Here is a 19997-nt window from a genome sequence, read left to right as displayed (position 1 = left end):
GGAGGAGCGGTTGCCGCGGCGGGGCAGGTACGGGAGGGTCCCCAGAACGGTGTGAAGCCGGAAGCCGGAAGCCGGGAGGTGGGGGGCCGCAGCCGTGCGCCCCGCTCGGGGACTCGTGTCCGCTTGTGGAGACTCGTGGAGACTTTCAAGGGTGCTGCTGCCGACCACCACGGGGTCGGACTCGGTACCGCAAGGGGCGCCGCTCCGTACCCCGTACTGGTGGCGGACACCTCAGGCGCCGTGCGGGAGGTGAACCGCGCGGCTTTGCTCCTTTTCCCCCGTGCCGTCGACGGGGCGTGGCTGCAGGACGTCGCACCGGCATGGCTGGCCGATGCCCACCGCTACCTCACCGATCTCGTTCTCTCCGGGGGACAGGAAGCCCTGCTGTCCCCCGGACACGAATCCATGCGGCCGATGTACGGCGACGCCGGCGGACGGGCCTTCGAGGCGTACCCGACCGTCGGCGAGGAGGGGGAGGTCGCGTGGTGGCTCATCGACATCACCGACCGCAGGCTGGCCGAAACCGCCCTACGGACCGAGCGGCAACGCGCCCTGCTGCTGTCCGAGGTCTCCAACGCCCTGCTGGCCTGCATGAACGTCGAACGGTGCACGACGGTGACCGCGCAACTGGCCGCGCGTCACCTCGCGGACGCGGCGGTGGTGATCCCCTCGACGACCAACCACCGGCTGTCCGTCATCTCCAGCAGCGCCACGGGCGGCGTGGTGCGCCGGACGGTCGACGCGGACCCCGGTCACGTGCCCGGGCTGAGCGAAGCACTGCAGGGGCTGCCACCGGTGTCCGGACGCTGGATCGACCCCGGCGCACTCCCCGACTGGCTGGTGCCCGGCGCCCTGGCCGGCTCCGTCGGCTCGGTCGTGGTCACCCCGCTCCCGGGGCACGGCGTACCCACCGGCGCGCTGGTCCTGCTGCGCGGCCGGGAGAACGCCGGCTTCAGCGAGAGCGAGGAAGCCTTCGCCCGGTTGTTCGCAGCCCGGGCCGGAGCCGCGTGGTCGGTCGTCAGGCTCTACGCCGAGCAGGCGAGCATCACCGCTACCCTGATGCGGGAGCTGCTGCCGCCCACCCTGCGTCAGGTGCACGGCGTGCAGTTCGCCGGCGGCTACCGCCCGTCGGGCCACGGCACCCGGGTGGGCGGCGACTTCTACGACGTCCACCCCGGCAGCGACTGCGGGCAGGAGACCTTCGTCGTCCTGGGCGACGTGTGCGGCAAGGGTCTGGACGCCGCCGTCCTCACCGGCAAGATCCGCAACACGCTGCAGGCGCTGCTGCCCATGGCCGACGACCACCACCGCGTCCTCAGCCTCCTCAACGGCGCGCTCGTCGCCTCCCAGCACGCCCGCTTCGCCACGCTCGTACTGGCCTCGGCGCTGCGCCTGCCCGACCGGGTCAGGCTACGACTGACCTGCGCCGGACATCCGGCACCGATGATCGTGCGGACCGACGGCACGGTCGAGGAGGCCGACACCCGGGGAACGCTCGTCGGGGTGCTGTCGGAGATCGAGGCGCAGACGGTCGAGGTCGAGCTCGCGCCGGGCGAGACGTGCCTGATGTACACCGACGGCATCACGGAAGCCAAGGGCGGACCGCTGGGCGGAGCCATGTTCGGTGAGCGGCGGCTGCGGAACGCCCTGGCGGAGTGCCTGGGCATGCCCGCCGAGGCGGTCGTCGAACGGATTCAGATGCTCGCCACGCAGTGGATCGGTCAGGGACGTCACGACGACATGGCCGTCGTCGCGATCACCGCTCCCCGCACCGCCCACACCGCGGCGAGCGAACACCCACCAGGTAGGTGCACGACATGACCAGTTCTCCTTCTTCCTCCTCTTCTTCCTCCTCGTCCTCCGATGCCGCTCCGGCACTGGACACCGCACGAACCCGGCTGTGGGACGCCGTCTCGGTGGGCGACGAGCACGCCGCCGTCCGGGCCGCCCACGCCGCCGTCGACGACGGCCTGACCGTCGAGACGGTCCTGCTCGACGCGGTCACACACGTCCAGCGACGGGTCGGTACCGAGTGGGCCGCCAACCGGATCACCGTCGCGCAGGAACACGCCGCCACGGCCGTCAACGACCGCGTGGTGGCCGCGCTCGCCCTCCGCGTCGCCGACCGCCCCGACCGCGCCCCCAGGAACGGCCGGTCCACCGACCGGCGGCTGACGATCGCCTGCGTGGCGGGTGAGTGGCACGCGCTGCCCGCGCGACTGCTCGCCGAGGTCCTCACACTGCGGGGCTGGCAGGTGGACTTCCTCGGCGCCCACGTCCCCACTCCGCACCTCATCGCGCACCTTCACCACACCGGCGCCGCTGCCGTCGCTCTCTCCGCCTCCCTAGCCGACCGGCTCCCCACCGTCCACACCACCCTCAACGCCTGCCGGTCGGCGGGGGTTCCCGTGCTGGCGGGCGGCGCCGCCTTGGGGCGCGACGGCCGGTACGCACGCCTGCTCGGCGCGGCCTGGGCCGGTGACGCGCGCGGCGCTGCCGACCGGCTGGAGGAGGGGCTCGTACGGCCCGACCCCACGGCCGTACGGCAGCCGGTCGACGACCTGGCCCACCTCGACGACCAGGAGTACACGCTCCTCACCCGGTCCACGGTGCAACTGGTCCAGCACACGCTGGCCGCGCTGGAGGACCACGTGCCGGCCATGAAGACCTACACCGAGCGGCAGCGCCAGTACACCGCCGAGGACGTCGCGCACATCGTGAACTTCCTCGCCACCGCCCTCTACGTGGACGACGACGCCCTCTTCGGCGACTTCATCCGCTGGACCGCCGACATCCTCGCCGCCCGTGACGTGCCGCCCGACTGCCTGTTCCCCGCCCTGAACCTCATCGGCGGGCAGGTGAAGGACTTCCCCCGGGCGACCGGCGTGCTCCACCGGGCCCACGAGGCGCTGGCCGCCCACATCGACAGCATGCCGCCGCCGGACCCGGAACGGCCCGGGTGACCGGCCGTTGCCCTGCCCGACCGGCTCGTCATCCGCCCCGCCGCCACTTGGCCAGTGCCCGCAGCGGGGCGGAACGCCCCCGGTCCGGCACGGTCCACAGGGTCTGGCCCCGTACTCCCCAGCGCTCCAGGAGGGCGTTGGCGGCGAGGAAGCCGGAGGTCGCCGCGCGCTCCATGAGCGCCACCGGCAGATCCGTACGGACGAGGTCGCCCGCGACCATCAGGGCTGGGTGCGGTGTGCGCACCGTGGGCCGGTCGGTGTGCCCGCCCACGGGGAACAGCGGGCAGTCCGCGCGCCACTCGTGCCGTGCGTCGACCACCCGGGCCGCGCGCGTCTCCGGGTAGACCGCGTGCAACTGCCCGACCAGCCGCTCCTGTTCCCGCGCGCGGTCGGCCCCTTCGGGCAGCGCGTATGCGTGCAGCTCCACCACGGAGCCGCCGGTGCGCGCGGCCCAGCGGGCCGCCTCGCCCTCCCAGCGGTCCAGCACGCTGACGTTGTCCAGGGAGCCGAAGCCGCTCGTCCCGAGGAAGCCGGGCCGCTCCGGCGCGACGGGCCGGTCCAGCCACAGCCGCGACACCAGGAACGGCGGTGCCGTACGCAGCCGGGCCACCTGCCCGCGCCACCGGGCGTCCCCCAGACCGGGGGAGCGGTCGACCAGCGAGCGCAGCCCTCCGGTGTCCAGTGCGAGCACCACCGCGTCGTGGTGCCGGGAGCCCGCCGGACCGGTCACGGTGAACCCGCCGTCCGGCGCGGGCGCCACGCCGTCCACCGGGCTGCCCGTACGCAACTCGGCACCGTGGCCCCGTAGGTAGCGCGCCAGCGGCTCCCAGAGGGCGGCCGGGAACGGTTCGCCGGGCACATCGAAGAGCAGCCCTTCGCTGGACCCGAGGAAGTAGATGTGGAACATGAGGACCATCTCCGCGGCCGACAGCTCGCGAGGGTCGGCGAAGAAGCTGCGCGAGAAGACCTCAAAGGCGAGGTGGTGCGCGGCCGCCGGAAAACGGATGGCATCGAGGAAGTCCCGCGCGCTGACGCCGTCCAGCCTTTCGTAGACGTCGGGCACCCGGACGTCCAGCAGCGGCAGGGCGGCCACCGGATTCATGCGCAGCAGGTCGCGGGCGCGGAAGGTCGGGCTGAGCGCCACGAAACCCAGCGCGCTCCAGGGCGGCGTCCGCGGTACCCGGCGGAAGCCGTCCCGCAGTCCGCTGCTGTGCCGCAGCGGGTAGTCGGGCAGCGCGGTCAGCGCCTCCAGTCCGGGGTCGGCCCGACGCAGCAGCCCCCGCAGGTTGTAGTACTGCCGGAAGAACGCGTGGAAGCCCCGGCTCATCGTCACCCCGCTGCCGTCGGCGAGCTCCGTGGGCCGGCCGGCGAGGCGACCCCCGAGGGCCGCCTCCCGCTCGTGCAGCGTCACCCGTACGCCGCGCTCGGCGAGGGCGGTGGCGGCGGCCAGTCCGGCGATGCCCCCGCCGACCACCGCCGTGGTGGGCGGTGCGCCCTCGATACGGGGGCGGCCCGGACGGGGCGGCAGGACGCGGGCGCGCCGGTCGCGGCCACGGCGGGCGGCGACGGGTGCCTCGTCGCGCGGCACGAGCATGGAGCCTCCTTGGTCACCCGAAGGTGCGTGGTGGTGGGGGCGGTTCACGGCCCCGGGAAGGGGCGGCGGGGCAGCAGCGGCAGCTCGGCCACCGTGCGGAGCATCGGCAGGACGGGGGTGTGCAGCCCGATCGCCAGGTCCTCGTGCAGCCGCGTACGGCCGTCCAGGAAGCGCAGCAGCCGCTCCGCGGGCACGCGGCGGAACAGCCGAGCGAAGAAGTCGGCCCCGTCCACCCTCCCGGTGTCCAGCGCGCGCAGCAGTACGGAGTCCATCGCCCGGGACCGCGCCCGGTGCGGCGGGGGCGGAACGGGGTGGCGTCCCGCGCGGCAGGCGGCGGCGATGGCCCGCGTCTGCCGCTGGACGGCCGCGAAGGTGTACCCCGTGGCGGGCCGCGTGGCACCGCCGGCCGCGCCGATACGGAAGACGGCGGGCCCGGTCCGCCGCGCGAACGGGGCGTCCGTCATGGGGATCACGCCCGTCTCCGTGCCGGTGACGGACAGGCCGCCCAGGCGGAGCACGTCCTCGGTGTAGTGGCGCAGCGCCGCTTCGTACGCCTCCGTGGTCAGCGGCGCCGACGAGAACTCGGTGTACTCCACCAGGGCGGTGTGCGGCCCCGTGGGCAGCACGTATCCGAACGACAGGCCGTGCGGGGGCTGCGGGGTACGGAAGTCCATCAGGCGCACCACCTGAGGGTCGAAGACGGGCCGCTCGGTGCGGACGAACCAGCCGCGGAAGTGCTGGAGCAGCGTGGTGCGGGCCGCCGGCAGCCTTCCGAGGGGCCGCGAGTCGAACACCCACCGGGCGGTCACGGACACCCGGCTTCCCTCGGCCGTGGTGCCGCGCACCTCGGCGCCTTCGGGTACGTCCCGCACCTCCTCGACCGCCGCCTCGATGCGGCGGACCCCGGGCCGCTCCGCCAGGTCGCGCGCCACCAGCGCCTCGAAGTCCTCCGACCGGATCATCTTGTAGCGCAGCGGCGCGATGCAGCCGGACGTGGTGCCGCCCCGATGGTCGTGCACGGACAGCCGCTGCCAGGACGCGGTGACCGCCGCCTCGTACGCACCGTCGCCCGGCTCCCAGAAGCACCAGGTCCGCCGGGGTGGGCGCAGCGGGCCGGGCGGCGCGTCGATGAGCGCCACCGTGGGCCGCCGGCCGCCGCCCCCGGGTGCCGAGAGCCGGTGGGCCAGGGAGAGGCCGGCGGCCCCCGCCCCCACGACGGCGACATCGGCATCGAGCACGGCACTTCCTCCTCCGGTACGACGGCGCGGGCCACCCGAGCGCGCGGCCCGCCGTTCGGGCGCCCGACACGCGGCTGCCCGAAGGATCCCGTGCCACACGGCCCGTAAGAGACGCGGCACGCGGAGGCGCACCCATGTAGGGCGCTGTTCTCGCCACACGGGGATGCGGTGAGCGCGACCTTACGGGCGCTGCCCGCACCGCACCGAGAGGCGGTTCTCGCCGAAGTACGGCCCGCCCTCGTGTCGATCGCCGTTCGCGGGGCACCGGCAGTGAAGATGGAACGGCTCGTCGCGCACAGCGTCCGCCACCCCGCCGCGGCCGACGGAGGAACACGATGACCAGGACCCTGCCCGGCCGTACCGACCACGTCGTGGTGGTCGGCGCCGGACTCGCCGGACTCGCCGCCACCCTGCACCTGCTCGGCGCCGGGCGACGGGTCACGGTCGTCGAACGCGGCGCGCTGCCCGGCGGCCGGGCCGGACGGATCGAGCGCGGCGGCTACCGCATCGACACCGGCCCCACCGTCCTGACCATGCCCGACCTCGCCGACGAGGCCTTCGCTGCGGTCGGCGACAGCCTCCGCGACCGCGTCGACCTCGTGCCCCTGCACCCGGCCTACCGCGCGCACTTCGCCGACGGCAGCCGGCTCGACGTGCACACCGGCGCCGAGGCGATGGAGGCCGAGATCGAACGCTTCGCCGGGCCCCGGGAGGCGGCCGGTTACCGACGCCTGCGCGGCTGGCTGGAGCAGGTCTACCGGGCCCAGATGCGGCGCTTCATCGACGCCAACTTCGACTCGCCGCTCCAACTGCTCAACCCGGACCTGGCCCGGCTCGCCGCACTGGGCGGCTTCGGCCGGCTCGACGCCCGGATCGGCCGCCACCTGAGCGACGAGCGGCTGCGCCGGGTCTTCACCTTCCAGGCCCTGTACGCGGGCGTCCCGCCGGCCCGCGCCCTGGCCGCGTACGCCGTCATCGCGTACATGGACACCGTTGCCGGCGTGTACTTCCCGCGCGGCGGCATGCACGCCCTTCCTCAGGCCATGGCGGACGCCGCCGCCGAGGCGGGCGCCGACCTGCGGTACGCACACGACGTCACCCGGCTGGAACGCTCCGGCGACCGCATCACCGCCGTCGTCACCTCACAGGGCCGCATCTCGTGCGACGCGGTCGTCCTCACCCCCGATCTGCCCGTCGCCTACCGGCTGCTGGGCCGCCGCCCGCGGCGCCCCGTACGGCTGCGCCACTCGCCCTCCGCGGTCGTCCTGCACGCGGGCACCGACCGCACCTGGCCGGACCTCGCGCACCACACGCTGTCCTTCGGGCACGCCTGGCGGCGCACCTTCGAGGAGCTCACCAGGACCGGCCGCCCGATGACCGACCCGTCCCTGCTCATCACCCGCCCCACCGCCACCGACCCCGCACTCGCGCCACCGGGGCGCCACCTGCACTACATCCTGGCGCCCTGCCCCAACACGGACATCGGGCCGAGCGCGGCTCAGTGGAGCGACCTCGCGCCGCGCTACAGGGCGCGGCTCCTCGGCGAACTGGAACGCCGCGGACTCGACGGCCTGGCCGCCGCAGTCGAAGAGGAGTGCCTGGTCACACCGGCCGACTGGCACGCGCAAGGGCACGCCGCCGGCACCCCGTTCTCCGCTGCCCACACCTTCGCGCAGACCGGCCCGTTCCGCCCGCGCAACCTGGTCGGCGGCACCGAGAACGCCGTCCTCGCGGGCTGCGGCACCACCCCGGGAGTCGGCGTACCGACGGTCCTGCTCTCCGGCAAACTGGCGGCCCACCGGGTGACCGGCCCGCCGCCCCGCCCCCGCGCGCGCCCCCGGGCCCTGCGTCCGGCCACGGAAGGCACCCGGCGATGACCGACCGCGAGCTGGATGCCGCCGGCATCACCGACCCGGCCCTACGCGACGCGTACACCCGCTGCCGGTACCTGAACGCCCGGCACGGCAGGACGTACTTCCTCGCCACGCGCCTGCTGCCGCCGGCCCGCCGCCCCGCCGTGCACGCCCTGTACGGCTTCGCCCGCTGGGCCGACGACATCGTGGACCACCTGGACGACGGCACGCCCCCCACAGAGCGGCGTGCGGCCCTGCTGCGCCTCGGACAAGCCCTGGAGGCGGGGCTGCGCGACGGGCACAGCACCGAGCCCGTGGTGCACGCCCTCGCCGACACCGCCGCACGGTACGGGATCGACCACCGCCACTTCACCGACTTCATGGCGTCCATGCGCGACGACCTGGTGGTCACCGACTACGCCACCTACGAAGAGCTGCGTGGCTACATGCACGGTTCCGCCGCGGTGATCGGACTGCAGATGCTGCCCGTGCTCGGCACGGTCGTGCCACGCGAACGGGCGGCCCCGCACGCCGCCGCGCTGGGCATGGCCTTCCAGCTCACCAACTTCCTCCGGGACGTGGGGGAGGACCTGGACCGGGGCCGGATCTACCTGCCGGCGGACCTCCTCGCCGCGTACGACGTCGACCGCGCGCTGCTCCGGTGGAGCCGGGACACCGGACGGGCCGACCGGCGCATCACCGAAGCGCTGCGCGCCGCCGAGCACCTCACCCGCGGCGTCTACCGGGAGGCCGCCCCCGGACTGGCGATGCTGGACCCGGTGGCGCGCCCCTGCATCCGCACCGCCTTCGTGCTCTACGGGGCGATCCTGGACACCATCGCCGCCGAGGGCCACGCCGTACTCCACCGACGCGCCGTCGTCCCGAGGCGCCGCCGGGCTGCCGTGGCCCTGGACGGCCTCGCCCGCGTCACGGCCGCCCGCCTACGGGCAGGCAGCACCCCGCCACTACCAGGTGCCGCGGGCGCAGCTCTCCTTCGGGCGGGCGAGAGCAGGCCCCTCCTTCGGCAGTCGGCCATCAGCAAGCCCCCTCTGCGCCCCGCCGGAACGGGAGAGGCCGGATGACCGCCGACGGCCGCCCCGCACGCGGACGTTACCCGCTCAGCCTGCGCCGTTCCCCCGTACCCTGGGACCGTCAGCGGCCGACCTGGCGCGACGCCAGGCCCACGGTGATCGCCGCGGCGCTGAAGCGTGCATCGGCCCGCCCCTCGGGCAACTGGTACGTGGTCGGCGCCACCCGGGACGTCGGCCCCGCGCGCCCCTTGGCCCGTACCGTCGCGGGACACGAAGTCGTCATCTGGCGCGGCCCCGAAGGACGCCTGGTCGCCGGCCCGGGCGCCTGCCCCCACCTGGGCGCGCCCCTGCGCGACAGCCCCGTACGCTGCGGCAGGCTCGTCTGCCACTGGCACGGACTCGCCCTGGACGGCCACCCGTTCGCGGGCTGGTCACCGCTGCCCGTGCACGACGACGGCGTACTGGTCTGGGTACGCCTGGACGCCGTCGGCGGCGAGCAGCCGCTGGCCGAACCGGTGATCCCGCGACGCCCACCGCCGGCCGAAGCGGTGGCGGCGGTCTACACCGGCTTCGGCATGTGCGAACCGGAAGATGTCGTGGCCAACCGCCTCGACCCCTGGCACGGCGCCTGGTTCCACCCGTACTCCTTCGTCGACCTCACCGTCGTGACGGCCCCGGACGGAAAGGACGCCGAGGAGCACGCCTCCGCGGACGGTGCGGACACCGATGAGGACGGCTTCGCAGCCCCCGGCGACGGGCTCGCTGCCTCCGACGACGGCTTCGCGGTGGATGTGTCCTTCCGGCTCGCCGGCCGCCTCGTGGTGCCCGTCCGGGCGGTGTTCACCGCACCCGAACCCCGCACGGTGGTCATGCACATCACCGACGGAGAAGGCCAGAGCTCCGTGGTCGAGACCCACGCCACCCCGCTCGCGCCCGACGACCGCGGTCGCCCGCGGACCGCGGTGATCGAAGCGGTGGTGGCCGCCTCCGACCGCCCCGGCTTCGCGGCGGCCCGCAAGGCGGCCCCCGTACTGCGCCCCCTCATGCGAGCCGTCGCCGGACGCCTCTGGCGCGACGACCTGGCCTACGCCGAACGCCGCTGGCACCTCCGCAACACCCACCGCTTCCCCGGCTGAGCGGCGGAAAGGGCTGAGGAAAGCGGTATCCGGCCGCACCCGTACCTTGATGCGGGTTTCGATCACATCACCTAAGGTCGGTGGATGGCGAAGTACTTCGACGTGCACCCCGACAACCCGCAACCGCGCACCATCACGACCGTGGCCGACAACATCCGGTCCGGTGCGCTCGTCGCCTACCCGACGGACTCCTGTTTCGCCCTCGGCTGCCAGCTGGGCAGCCGCGACGGCATCGACCGGATCCGGTCGGTCCGGCACCTCGACGACCGCCACCACTTCACGCTCGTATGCCAGAACTTCGCGCAGCTCGGGCAGTTCGTCCACGTCGACAACGACGTGTTCCGGGCGATCAGAGCCGCGACTCCCGGCAGCTACACCTTCATCCTCCCGGCGACGAAGGAAGTGCCGCGCAAGCTGCTGCACGTGAAGAAGAAGACCGTGGGCGTCCGCATCCCGGACCACACCGTCGCGCAGGCCCTCCTCGCCGAGCTGGGCGAGCCGCTGCTCTCCAGCACCCTGCTGCTGCCCGGCGAGGAGGAGCCGCTGACGCAGGGCTGGGAGATCAAGGAACGGCTCGACCACGTGGTGGACGCGGTCGTCGACTCCGGCGACTGCGGCACCGAGCCGACCACGGTCATCGACTTCTCCGGCGACGAACCCGAGATCGTCCGCAGGGGAGCGGGCGACGTCTCGCGGTTCGAGTGACCGATGGTCGCCGTCTCGCGGTTCGAGTGATCAGCGGGCGGCGCTTCCGTGGTCCGAGCGATCTCGAGCGATTTCGATTGCGATTTCGAGTGATATCGGGTGATGGCCGGATGTCGTCACCGGTAGCCGCTCAGGCGGCGGCCGGGACGTCGGCTTCCAGGAGCCGGTGGATCTCGCGTGCCGCCGCCCGGCCCGCTCGGTTCGCGCCGATGGTGCTGGCCGAGGGGCCGTAGCCGACGAGATGGATGCGCGGGTCGTCCGCGACACGGGTACCGGCCATGCGGATGCCGCCGCCGGCGCCCCGAAGGCGGAGCGGGGCGAGATGGTCGATGACGGGGCGGAAACCGGTGGCGAGCAGGATGGCGTCGGCGTCGAAGGCGGTGACGCCATCCTCCCGCGCGCCCTCGGGCCAGTGGACGCCGGTCTCGGTGATCCGGTCGAACATCGGCCGGCGCACGAGTACGCCCCGCTCCCGGGCCCGGCGTAGTTCCTCGGACATCGGCAGGCCCGTGACCGAGACCACGCTGCGCGGCGGCAGCCCCTGGCGGACGCGGTCCTCCACCAGGGCCACCGCGGCGCGCCCCCGGTCCTCGTCGAACGGCCCCTCCCGGAAGGCCGGCGGCCGCCGGGTCACCCAGGCCGTGTCCGCAGCGACCTCGGCGATCTCCATCAGATGCTGTACGGCGGAGGTGCCGCCGCCGACCACGACGACGCGCTGCCCGGCGAACTCCTGTGGCCCCCGGTAGCCGGCGGTGTGCAGCAGGCGACCGCGGAAGCGCGCCTGACCGGGGAAGTGGGGCCAGAACGGGCGGTCCCAGGTACCGGTCGCGTTCACCAGCGCCCGGGCCGCGTACACCCCCTCCGAGGACTCGACGAGCAGCCGGCCGCCGGGTTCCGGCCCCGGGCGCACCGCGGTGACGTGCACAGGCCGGTGGACGCGCAGCCCGTAGGCGTCCTCGTAGGCGGTGAAGTACTCGCCGATGACCTCGGCGGAGGGGCGGGCGGGGTCGGCGTCGGTCAGTTCCATACCGGGGAGCGCGTGCATGCCGTGGACCCTGCCGTAGGTCAGGGTCGGCCAGCGGAACTGCCACGCGCCGCCCGGCCGCGGCGCGTGATCGAGGACCACGAAGTCCCGGTCGGGCACGTAGCCGAGCCGCCGCAGGTGAAATGCGGCGGCCAGCCCGGCCTGACCTGCACCGATGACGACAACGTCGACGTCATGGGCTCCGCTGGCGTAGTTCATGTCGGTACCAACGGAGACGGAGGCCGTTGTCTTCCCGCACGGGCATCGCCCTGTCTTCCCGCACGGGCATCGCCCGATCCGTGGTGAGGGGCCTCCTGCCCGCTCAGTCCACCTTGCCGTATGACCGCGGCGCCGTGCTCGACGGCGGCAGGTCGCCGTTGAAGCGGGTGTCGACGTACTTCTCGAAGGAGTACGAGCGCGGGATCAGCTTGATATCGGCGAACGTGTCAACGATCTGCTGTTCGGAAGCGATGGCTGCCTTGTCGATGGCGACCGGTACGGCCGTGCCGCGGGTCCGCCGAACCGCGTCCAGCGCCACCTTCTCCGGCAGCCCCGTCTCCTTAGCCCACACCTCGGCCCACCGTTGCGGGTGCTTGAACACCCAGGCCTGGGCGCGCCGCAACCGCTCGTTGTAGTCCTTGAGGGCCTTGGCCTTCTTCTTGTCCTGCAGCGCGGCGGGCGCGGCCACCTGGAAGGACAGGCCGTTGACGACGCCCTTCCCGGTGGTCAGGACGCGGGCGTCGGCCTGGTCCAGCGCCTGCGAGGTGTATGGATCCCACACCGCCCAGGCGTCCACCCGGCCCCGCGTGAACGCGGCCAGTGCGTCGGCCGGCTGCAGATAGCTCAGCTTGACGTCCTTCGTCGTCAGGCCGGCCTTCTTGAGCGAGGCGACGAGCTGGTAATTGGCCGAGCTGCCCTGCGCCACGGCGATCGTCTTCCCCTTGAGCTGGGCCGGCCGCTTCAGCGGCGAGTCCTTCTTCACCAGGATCGTCTCGCCCGCCGAGGAGCTGTGCGTGGCGGCGATGACCTTGAGTTTCTGCTGCGCGGCGGCGGCGAAGACCGGCGGTGTGTTGCCGACCCCGCCGATGTCGACGGCACCCGCGTTGAGTGCCTCCAGCAACGGCGGACCGGAGGTGAAGGTCGACCACTCGATGCGGTACGGCAGGTCGTCCAGTTCCCCGGCGGCACGCAGCACCGCCTCCGAACCGCCCTTCTGATCGCCGACGTGCAGGGTCAGCGAGCCCTTGCCGTCGGAGCCGCTGCCCTTGCCGCTCGCCGCGCCGCCGTCCGCCCGGGACGCGCCACCGCAAGCCGTCAGCAGCAGCGCGAGCGGGAGCAGCAGGGCGGCGGGCGCGAGCGCCGGGGCCGGTCGGCGGGTTCTCATCACAGCGTTTCCGTTCGTCGTTCTGTTCATCGGTTCGGTTCGGTTCGGGACGGGGCGTCGGGCTGACGCGGGTCACCGGGACGGGCCATCGAGGCGGGGCATCGGGGCGGGTCATCGGGACGGCGACACATCGGACCGCCAGGTCGTCAGGTCGTTCATCAGGTCGCCGGTCGCCGGTCGCCGGTCACCGGTCGCCGGTCACCGGTCGTCGGTCAGCGGTCACCGTTCGCTGGGCCGTCGGGTCGCCGGATCGTCATGCCGACATGTCCTCAAACCGCCAGGGCGTCAGGCAGCCGCCAGGGCGTCAGGCAACCGCCATGTCGTCAGGCAGTCGCCGTGTCGTCAGGCATCGGGACTCTCGTGGGTGATCTCCGTGTCGTCCACGCCCAGCCGTTCCAGCAGCCGGCCGCGCAGTGCCGCGAACCGCGGGTCGGTGATGTCCCGAGGGCGCGGCAGGTCGATGGCGGTCTCGTACGCGATCACGCCCCGGTCCATGACCACCGCGCGGTCCGCGAGCAGCAGCGCCTCCTCCACGTCATGGGTGACCAGCAGCACCGCGCACCCGCGCCGCTGCCACAGCTCCGCCACCAGTCGCTGCGCCTTGATACGGGTCAGTGCGTCCAGCGCGCCGAACGGTTCGTCGAGCAGGAGCAGGTCGGGCTCGCGCACCAGGGCGCGGGCCAGCGATGCGCGCTGGGCCTCGCCGCCGGAGAGCGTCTTGGGCCACGCGTCGGTACGGTGCGAGAGCCCCACTTCCCCCAACGCCCGCTCGGCGACGGCGCGTTCGGCGCGGCCGGGCAACCCGAGCAGGACGTTGCGCCACACCCTCTTCCACGGCATCAGACGCGGTGCCTGGAAGGCGACGGCCGAGCGGCGCGGTACCGACACCTCGCCCTCGATCTCCCGGTCCAGCCCGGCCAGCACCCGCAGCAGGGTCGACTTGCCGCAGCCGCTGCGGCCGAGCAGCGCGACGAACTCGCCCGGCCGCACGGTCAGGTCGAGACCGTCGATGACCGCCCGTCCGTCGAACGACCGGGTCAGCCCCGCCACCCGTACGGCCGCGGAGCCACCCTCCACAAACCCGGCATCGGTACCGCCCTCGACACCAACACCTCCCTCGACCTCGACATCATTGGTATCGGTATCGGTATCGGTATCGACATCGGGAGCGGTGTCGAAGTCGGTGGGGGAGGGGGCGAGCGCAGTGCCCGCGGCGGGCGCCCCCACGGACTTCGGGCTCACTGTCCCGTGAACGTCGGTCGCCATTGCAGCAGAAACCTTTCGAGGGTACGGACGAGGAAATCGGCGAACAGGCCGAGCAGCGCGTAGACGATCAGGCAGACGACGATCACGTCGGTACGGAAGAACTCCCGTGCCTGGTTCATGAGGAAGCCGATGCCGTCGTCGGCGTTGACCGATTCGCCGAAGACGAGTGCGAGCCACGCGGTGGCCAGCGAGTACCGCAGGCCGGTCATGGCACCTGGCAGCGCGCCCGGCAGTACGACGTGCCGGACCAGGCCCCAGCGCCCGAGCCCCAGCGAGGACCCCGCCTCGACCAGATGGGCGTCCACGCCACGGATCCCGGCGTACACGTTCAGGTACAGATGGAAGGCGACACCCAGCGCGATCAGCGCGATCTTCGGCGCCTCGCCGATGCCCAGCCAGATGATGAACAGCGGGATGACGCCGACCCACGGGATGGACCGCAGCATCTGTACGGTCGCGTCCACCAGGTCCTCACCCAGCCGCGACAGCCCGGACGCGAGTGCCAACGCGACGCCGGCGATACCGCCGAGCACCAGGCCGACCAGTACGCGCTGAACCGACACCAGCATGGCCGAGGGCAGCGTGCCGTCGGAGACGAGGCTGCCGGCGGTACGGGCGATGGTGCCGGGGGAGGCGAGGATGTCGGGGTGCAGTACGCCCGTCCCGCTCAGCACCTGCCACAGCACGAGCAACCCCACCGGCCCCACGGTGCGCCGCAACCAGCGCGGCACGGCCCGACGCCGCGCCGAAACCGGCACGAGCGTGACGAGCTCGGGCCCGGCGGAAGCCGAGGACGACTCCGGGCCCGGGGCCGAAGAAGCCGATACGAGGGATTTATCGGGCGGCGCAGAAGACTGATCGGCCACGATGGCCTGATCGAGTGACATGAAGGCTCCACGAGCGAGAGGCAAGAGGCAAGAAAGGGGAGCTACGTCCAGCCATCCGGACAAAGAGGCCCCGCTGAAGGCAATGAGCACAACAGGCGCAACGGGTACAGCGAACGCGCCAGGCACGACGAACGCGCCAGGCACGACGAACGCGCCAGGCACAACGATCGCGACAGGCACGACAGGCATCGAGTTGAACAACGCTACGTACGCTGAAGGGCAGCAGCCGAGGGTCGCCTCTGAAAGTGCGTCAGCAGCCGCGACAGGCGGCGGAGGCCACCCGCAGCAGGTCGATGTGACCGCGCGTGGTGAGCAAGGCTGACGTAGACATGTCGCAGAACGTAGCCGCGTGGACGAAGACCGGTCAATTACCGTCTCGGTCAGTGGACCTTTGTTGCGGCAGTGTGTCAGCCCGTCTCCGCCCCGATGAATCACCGATCATGGGAAGTATGAGTAACGCCTTCACGACCCACGTACTGAACGTCAGCACCGGTTCCAACGAGACCGTGTACGACCTCACCCGCGACTGCTCGGCCTTCCTCGCCGAAGCGGCCGCCGGCCGGGACGGACTGCTGAACGTCTTCGTCCCGCACGCCACCGCCGGCATCGCCATCATCGAGACCGGCGCCGGCAGCGACGACGACCTGCTCGGCGCCCTGCGCGACCTGCTCCCGGCCGACGACCGCTGGCGCCACCGCCACGGCAGCCCCGGCCACGGCCGCGACCACGTCCTCCCGGCCTTCGTCCCACCCCACGCCACCCTCCCCGTAGTAAACGGCGACCTGGCCCTGGGCACGTGGCAGTCGGTATGTCTGGTGGACACGAACGGGGATAATCCGCGGCGTCAGGTCCGGCTGTCGTTTCTTGGCTGAAGGGGGCGCGGGGTGACGACTCCAGAGATGGAGTCCGGCCGCGCCAAACGGGTCAGACATGTGGGCCGGAGGTGCCTACAGCAGAGCCGCACGTGACCCGGTTTCCTCGCACGGCGACGGCATGCTTCCGGACTGGTTGATGCCTGCTGGCTCCCGGTTGCCATGGGCCTCACGCCGAAGGGGCCTGGCTGGAGATCGCCTTAAGAACTCGCGCAGATGGGCAGACAGGGCGTCTGCTCATGGGCGCAGGTGAGGGCGTGCCTTCCAGCGGTGGGTCCTCCATGCTTGGCGGATCAGGCCACGTACGGTGATGACGGCGTCGGCGAGGTCGAAGGAGCCGTCAATCACGGTGAGTCGACGCTCGCAGGATCGGGCGAGGCGGTGGAAGGCGTTTTGCCGGGCGTGGGTGCGCTCCACGTGCCACCGTCGACTTGCCTGAATCGGTCCTTTCTCTCCTTCGCATGCAATCCGGCCGCGCAAGTTGCGGCCGTCGAGCAGGGTGCGGGTTGTGGCGGAGTAGTAGCCGGCGTCCAGACGGATGGTGATGTCGTCGGGTAACGACCCAAGTTCGTCGAGGCGGTCCAGGGGCGGGGCGAGCGATGGTGAGTCGTGGCGGTTGGCCCCAGCCAGGACATGGCCCAGTGAGATGCCGTGACCGTCTGTCATGCCGGAGCGTTTGATGGCTTGCTTGCCGCGGTCGACCGGGGAACGTCCGGCCGTCTCGCCGCCGCCGGGGCTTTGGTGATCGATCCATCGACGGCGATCTGGTCGAGAACCGGACCAACGATTCGGTCGTAGGACTCCAGCGCGATCTGCTTCAATCGAGCGAGGACTCCGAGACGAATCCACTCGTTGCGACGGTTACGGATTGTGGTGGCCGAGCAGGTCGAGTTCGGTGGGGGCCAGGGCCGGCATCTCGCGCAGGCCGGCGAGGTTGCCGAGCCGGTCGTCGTGGAAGGGCGGGTTGGCGGGTCGCTTGCCGAAGCCCAGGAACGGGGTGGCCACGAGGTCTCCGGCGACCAGATCGCCGTGGTCGGTGAGGACAGAGACGGAGCCGGCGGTGTGCCCCGGCTCGGCATGATGCGGGCCCCGACACCGAGATCTGACAGGCGGGTCGCACCCCTGATGAGGGGGTCCGGCTCCAACGGCTCGGTGGTCTCGCGCGCCCTCGCGGAGTGGACGAAGGGACGTCCGAGCAGCCCGATCGGCAGGCACGGGGCGCTGACCCCGCCCGCTCGGTAGACCCGGCCCCGTGGGCGGGTGATCAGGAGCACAGCCCGTCGTCGGGCCGCGGGGACGGTCAGGCGGCCGGCGCGAATGCGGTGATGGCGTCGACGAGGGCGGCCGGGGCTTCCAGCGGGATCAGGTGACCGGTGCGGGGGACCACCACGAAGTCGGCGTGGGAGAGGTAGGGCACCAGGTTGTCGCGGAGCACGCCGACGGGTTCCACCTGGTCGTGTTCTCCGGCGACGACGAGAGCGGGCACACTGACCATGCGCGTGTGCTCGGTGATGTCCTGCGCGATGCCGTGCAGCGGCCACTCGGTGCGGGCGGCGTCGGTAACGGTCCGCGAATCGGTCACGATCTGCGCCTTGACCGGCGCGGGCAGCTCGGTCGCGGTGAGGACGTGATCCCGTGCCTCGGCCACGGACTCGGCGGAGTCGTAGGCGTGCGACAGGGCTTCCTGGTACTCGGGAGTGACCTGTGCGGCGGGCTTCGCCGGGCCGGAACCGACGAGGACGATGCCGCGCAGGCCGGCGGGCCGGGTGGCCGCGACCAGCTGTGCGACCTTGCCCCCCATCGAATGCCCCACCAGGACGTAGTCGGTGACCCCCGCATCCGCGAGCACGGCGAGCGTGTCGTCGGCGAGCCGACCGAGCGTGTAGGGACCGGGCAGAGCGCTCGACCGGCTCCATCCGCGAAAGTCGACCGTGAGCACGTCACGGCCCGCCAGGCGGTCGACGACGAGGTCCCAGGTGCGGGCGGAACCGCCCCAATAGTGCAGGAACACCAGGGTCGGTCCGGTCCCCGGCCGATGGTCGTAAGTGGGCAGAAGCGTCTGCTGCGTCGTGTTCACGGTGGCTCTTCCGGTCGGTGCTCTGGGCGGCTGCCCTGTGTATTCATTGAAACTTCCGCACCCGGACGGGGCATCGGCGAGACTGGTCGCCCGATGGTGGAAACTGGACACGTGAGCGTGATCCGGCAAATGACCTACCAGCCCGCGGCACGCCGCGCCGCCGCGGTCGAGACGATGACGTTCGGCCGCCTTCGCGAGCTGAACGACGGCGGCACGCAGCGCGCCGACTTCCACGTCCTTGCCGTCATCGACACCGGACCCGGCTCAGTCACCGTCGATTTCCACCGCCACCCGCTCCGAGATCGATCCGCGGTGTGGATCCCACCCGGCGCGGTGCACCGGTGGGACGACATCGCCGACGTGGCAGGGCACCTCGTGCTGTTCGTGCCGACCGCGCCGGTCACCCACGCCACCCGAGAACTCGTCGCCTCCCCGGACCCGGCCGCGCACTGGAGCATCCCCGACGCCGACTGGCCCTTCGCCGACGCGGCGCGCAGCCATCTCCTCCTCGAAGCATCCGCCCCACCCAGTGACTCCTCGACGGAGCTGCCCGAAATCCTGCTCTCCGCGCTCATCACCCGGCTGCACCCACCGCACGCCGAAGCACGGCTCACTCATCCGGCGTTCCGGTTGTTCCGCTCCAGCGTCGAAGCACACTTCCGGCAACACCACGACGCCGGCTACTACGCCCGCACCCTGGGTTACGCGCCTCGCACCCTCTCACGAGCGGTGCAACAGGCCACCGGCCGCACCGCGAAGGCGTACATCGTCGAACGGATCACTCTGGAAGCGAAGCGGCTCCTCGCACACGACCGCCTCACCGCCGCCCGCTGCGCCGACATACTCGGCTTCCCCGACGCATCCAACTTCTCGGTGTTCTTCCACAAGGCCACAGGCAAACGCCCGGGCGCGTGGCAGGCGACGGTGGCCACCGAGTGAGGAGGTACCCACAACAACACTCACATCTATGATCACGTGGCGTCACAACCCCGTGATCACCGGAACCCCGTGCTTGCCTTCTCCGCATCGGCGCCCCGTGCCTACCCGCGCGACCTCTGAGTGAGTACTGGCTGGCTGGGAGCCCCGCCGTCGACCGGCCGCGCCAGCCGCGGCCGCACCTTGGGCCCTCTGCGCCGAGGGGATAGGGACAGAGTTGCTTCAGCGGAGGCTGGCGGACACGAACGGGGGCAACCCGCGACGCCAGGTCCGGCTGAGCTTCCTCCGTTGGCCGGCCGCTTCGGTGGGACCGTAGAGGGGAAGTTCGGCCGACTCAGCCTCCTCTGTTCTGCGGCAACGAATGGATCTGCGCGCACGTGCGGTGGAGGGGGACCACTCCCGTTCCAGTTCTTGTCAGTGCGTCGCTGGTGACCCGGGGGCGGAGGTTGGCCGGAGTACTTCCGTCGTGCCATCTGACACATGTCCGGAAAACTGTCGGAGGATCACTACGGGGCCGTCGGTCGCGCTCAGCGGCGTGGCGGACCGGTGATGCGGGGCGCTGCTGGACAGGAAGCGCCCGCGGCCCGCATGCTCCGAGTTGGGCGGTTTCGCAGCGGGACCAAGGGCTGCTTCGCCGCGCACGGCATCACTCACATCCACCGCGGCACTGACAACGGCGCTTGCTGCAGGTCCGGCGGCTTCGCCAGCATCGTCGGAGCCAAGACCCGAAAACAACACACCAAGCCCTGCACCCCACGCCGCAACGGCAAGGTCGAGCGTCAACCGCGGATCATGGCCGAGGGGCTCCTCCACGCCCGCACGTACAACTGCGAGGACGAACGCATAGCCGCCCTCGACGGGTGGAACATCCGCTACAACTGGCGTCGACCCCACAGTGCCACCGGCGGTCGACCGGCAGCATCTCGACTCACCACCGGCGTCGCCAACGTCCGGCCCTCATAGGCCTGGAGGTGGTCGCCGAAGTAACCCATGTCGCTGAGGGCCCCCGAACGCTCCTTCAGTCACCGACC

18 protein-coding genes and 1 pseudogene are annotated in these 19997 nt (G+C 72.1%); 9 read left to right on the top strand and 10 right to left on the bottom strand.

Translation table 11 applies throughout. From position 1 onward, the window contains the following. The first annotated feature begins 135 nt into the window (after positions 1–135). Both IF20_RS26740 and IF20_RS26735 read left to right on the top strand, forming a co-directional pair. Positions 136–1821, top strand: coding sequence for a SpoIIE family protein phosphatase (locus IF20_RS26740; protein WP_052867902.1), 1686 nt, complete (start codon positions 136–138; stop codon positions 1819–1821). Then, positions 1818–2963, top strand: a complete 1146-nt coding sequence (locus tag IF20_RS26735) for a cobalamin B12-binding domain-containing protein (RefSeq protein WP_110944580.1) — start codon at positions 1818–1820, stop codon at positions 2961–2963. Before IF20_RS26740 ends, IF20_RS26735 begins: the two co-directional genes overlap by 4 nt. 28 nt (positions 2964–2991) lie before the next feature. On the opposite strand, the gene IF20_RS26730 is transcribed toward IF20_RS26735, so the two are convergent. Beyond that, entirely contained in the window at positions 2992–4557 is a 1566-nt protein-coding gene (locus IF20_RS26730) for an FAD-dependent oxidoreductase (RefSeq protein ID WP_052867901.1), read from the bottom strand. A 44-nt stretch (positions 4558–4601) separates the two neighbouring features. Beyond that, on the bottom strand, positions 4602–5795 hold the full coding sequence (locus IF20_RS26725; RefSeq protein WP_052867900.1) for a lycopene cyclase family protein: 1194 nt from the start codon (positions 5793–5795) through the stop codon (positions 4602–4604). Between the two features lie 335 nt (positions 5796–6130). On the opposite strand from IF20_RS26725, the gene crtI reads away from it, so the two are divergent. From crtI to IF20_RS26705, 4 genes are all read left to right on the top strand, one after another. Further along, a complete protein-coding gene (gene crtI / locus IF20_RS26720; RefSeq protein WP_052867899.1) occupies positions 6131–7672 on the top strand; it encodes a phytoene desaturase family protein in 1542 nt (513 codons plus the stop codon). Then, complete coding sequence (locus tag IF20_RS26715; protein ID WP_110944579.1) at positions 7669–8730, top strand: phytoene/squalene synthase family protein; 1062 nt, start codon at positions 7669–7671, stop codon at positions 8728–8730. The genes crtI and IF20_RS26715 overlap by 4 nt, the downstream gene beginning before the upstream one ends. Then, entirely contained in the window at positions 8727–9815 is a 1089-nt protein-coding gene (locus IF20_RS26710) for a DUF5914 domain-containing protein (protein ID WP_052867898.1), read from the top strand. Before IF20_RS26715 ends, IF20_RS26710 begins: the two co-directional genes overlap by 4 nt. An 84-nt stretch (positions 9816–9899) precedes the next feature. Further along, positions 9900–10520 (top strand): L-threonylcarbamoyladenylate synthase, encoded by a 621-nt coding sequence (locus IF20_RS26705; RefSeq protein WP_052867897.1) that lies wholly within the window; start codon positions 9900–9902, stop codon positions 10518–10520. Positions 10521–10650: 130 nt separating this feature from the next. Here IF20_RS26705 and IF20_RS26700 read toward each other — a convergent pair whose 3' ends face one another. From IF20_RS26700 to IF20_RS40935, 5 genes are all read right to left on the bottom strand, one after another. Continuing rightward, positions 10651–11763, bottom strand: coding sequence for an NAD(P)-binding domain-containing protein (locus tag IF20_RS26700; protein ID WP_052867896.1), 1113 nt, complete (start codon positions 11761–11763; stop codon positions 10651–10653). Positions 11764–11866: 103 nt separating this feature from the next. Further along, positions 11867–12928: an ABC transporter substrate-binding protein gene (locus IF20_RS26695; RefSeq protein ID WP_052867895.1), complete on the bottom strand. Its 1062-nt coding sequence runs from the start codon at positions 12926–12928 to the stop codon at positions 11867–11869. A 342-nt stretch (positions 12929–13270) separates the two neighbouring features. Beyond that, a complete protein-coding gene (locus tag IF20_RS26690) occupies positions 13271–14194 on the bottom strand; it encodes an ABC transporter ATP-binding protein (RefSeq protein WP_234426829.1) in 924 nt (307 codons plus the stop codon). Beyond that, on the bottom strand, positions 14167–15081 hold the full coding sequence (locus IF20_RS26685; protein ID WP_234426828.1) for an ABC transporter permease: 915 nt from the start codon (positions 15079–15081) through the stop codon (positions 14167–14169). The genes IF20_RS26690 and IF20_RS26685 overlap by 28 nt, the downstream gene beginning before the upstream one ends. A 250-nt stretch (positions 15082–15331) precedes the next feature. Beyond that, on the bottom strand, positions 15332–15412 hold the full coding sequence (locus tag IF20_RS40935; protein WP_361564494.1) for a putative leader peptide: 81 nt from the start codon (positions 15410–15412) through the stop codon (positions 15332–15334). 118 nt (positions 15413–15530) lie between these two features. Here IF20_RS40935 and IF20_RS26680 point away from each other — a divergent pair, with 118 nt between their 5' ends. Then, entirely contained in the window at positions 15531–15953 is a 423-nt protein-coding gene (locus IF20_RS26680) for a secondary thiamine-phosphate synthase enzyme YjbQ (protein ID WP_052867892.1), read from the top strand. 237 nt (positions 15954–16190) lie between these two features. Here the strand turns inward: IF20_RS26680 and IF20_RS38185 are convergent. From IF20_RS38185 to IF20_RS26675, 3 genes and pseudogenes are all read right to left on the bottom strand, one after another. After that, a pseudogene (locus IF20_RS38185) lies at positions 16191–16846 on the bottom strand (transposase); the annotation flags it as partial. Then, a complete protein-coding gene (locus tag IF20_RS39340; protein WP_199896755.1) occupies positions 16815–16958 on the bottom strand; it encodes a hypothetical protein in 144 nt (47 codons plus the stop codon). The pseudogene IF20_RS38185 and the gene IF20_RS39340, both read right to left, overlap by 32 nt. Before the next feature lie 295 nt (positions 16959–17253). Then, positions 17254–18030 (bottom strand): alpha/beta fold hydrolase, encoded by a 777-nt coding sequence (locus tag IF20_RS26675; protein WP_052867891.1) that lies wholly within the window; start codon positions 18028–18030, stop codon positions 17254–17256. Between the two features lie 93 nt (positions 18031–18123). Between IF20_RS26675 and IF20_RS26670 the strand changes: the two genes are divergently transcribed. After that, positions 18124–18969, top strand: a complete 846-nt coding sequence (locus IF20_RS26670; RefSeq protein WP_234426827.1) for a helix-turn-helix domain-containing protein — start codon at positions 18124–18126, stop codon at positions 18967–18969. Positions 18970–19446: 477 nt separating this feature from the next. Then, positions 19447–19929 carry an integrase core domain-containing protein gene (locus IF20_RS38180; protein ID WP_110944578.1) on the top strand — a complete coding sequence of 161 codons (483 nt, stop codon included), beginning with the start codon at positions 19447–19449 and terminating at the stop codon, positions 19927–19929. Positions 19930–19997 lie beyond the last annotated feature (68 nt).

Source organism: Streptomyces niger, assembly GCF_000718305.1.
GTDB lineage: Bacteria > Actinomycetota > Actinomycetes > Streptomycetales > Streptomycetaceae > Streptomyces > Streptomyces niger.
The sequence above is the reverse complement of the archived record's forward strand: the minus strand, read 5'-3'. Positions and strand labels throughout refer to the sequence as shown.

What these genes read in the sequence shown, in the direction of transcription:
- IF20_RS26715 (WP_110944579.1), top strand. Translation starts at nt 7,669, where the DNA reads ATGACCGACCGCGAGCTGGATGCCGCCGGCATCACCGACCCGGCCCTA.
- IF20_RS26680 (WP_052867892.1), top strand. Translation starts at nt 15,531, where the DNA reads ATGAGTAACGCCTTCACGACCCACGTACTGAACGTCAGCACCGGTTCC.
- IF20_RS26700 (WP_052867896.1), bottom strand. Translation starts at nt 11,763, where the DNA reads ATGAACTACGCCAGCGGAGCCCATGACGTCGACGTTGTCGTCATCGGT.
- IF20_RS26670 (WP_234426827.1), top strand. Translation starts at nt 18,124, where the DNA reads ATGGTGGAAACTGGACACGTGAGCGTGATCCGGCAAATGACCTACCAG.
- IF20_RS26695 (WP_052867895.1), bottom strand. Translation starts at nt 12,928, where the DNA reads ATGAGAACCCGCCGACCGGCCCCGGCGCTCGCGCCCGCCGCCCTGCTG.
- IF20_RS38180 (WP_110944578.1), top strand. Translation starts at nt 19,447, where the DNA reads ATGTCCGGAAAACTGTCGGAGGATCACTACGGGGCCGTCGGTCGCGCT.
- crtI (WP_052867899.1), top strand. Translation starts at nt 6,131, where the DNA reads ATGACCAGGACCCTGCCCGGCCGTACCGACCACGTCGTGGTGGTCGGC.
- IF20_RS26735 (WP_110944580.1), top strand. Translation starts at nt 1,818, where the DNA reads ATGACCAGTTCTCCTTCTTCCTCCTCTTCTTCCTCCTCGTCCTCCGAT.
- IF20_RS26685 (WP_234426828.1), bottom strand. Translation starts at nt 15,081, where the DNA reads ATGTCACTCGATCAGGCCATCGTGGCCGATCAGTCTTCTGCGCCGCCC.
- IF20_RS26710 (WP_052867898.1), top strand. Translation starts at nt 8,727, where the DNA reads ATGACCGCCGACGGCCGCCCCGCACGCGGACGTTACCCGCTCAGCCTG.
- IF20_RS26730 (WP_052867901.1), bottom strand. Translation starts at nt 4,557, where the DNA reads ATGCTCGTGCCGCGCGACGAGGCACCCGTCGCCGCCCGCCGTGGCCGC.
- IF20_RS40935 (WP_361564494.1), bottom strand. Translation starts at nt 15,412, where the DNA reads ATGTCTACGTCAGCCTTGCTCACCACGCGCGGTCACATCGACCTGCTG.
- IF20_RS26690 (WP_234426829.1), bottom strand. Translation starts at nt 14,194, where the DNA reads ATGGCGACCGACGTTCACGGGACAGTGAGCCCGAAGTCCGTGGGGGCG.
- IF20_RS26705 (WP_052867897.1), top strand. Translation starts at nt 9,900, where the DNA reads ATGGCGAAGTACTTCGACGTGCACCCCGACAACCCGCAACCGCGCACC.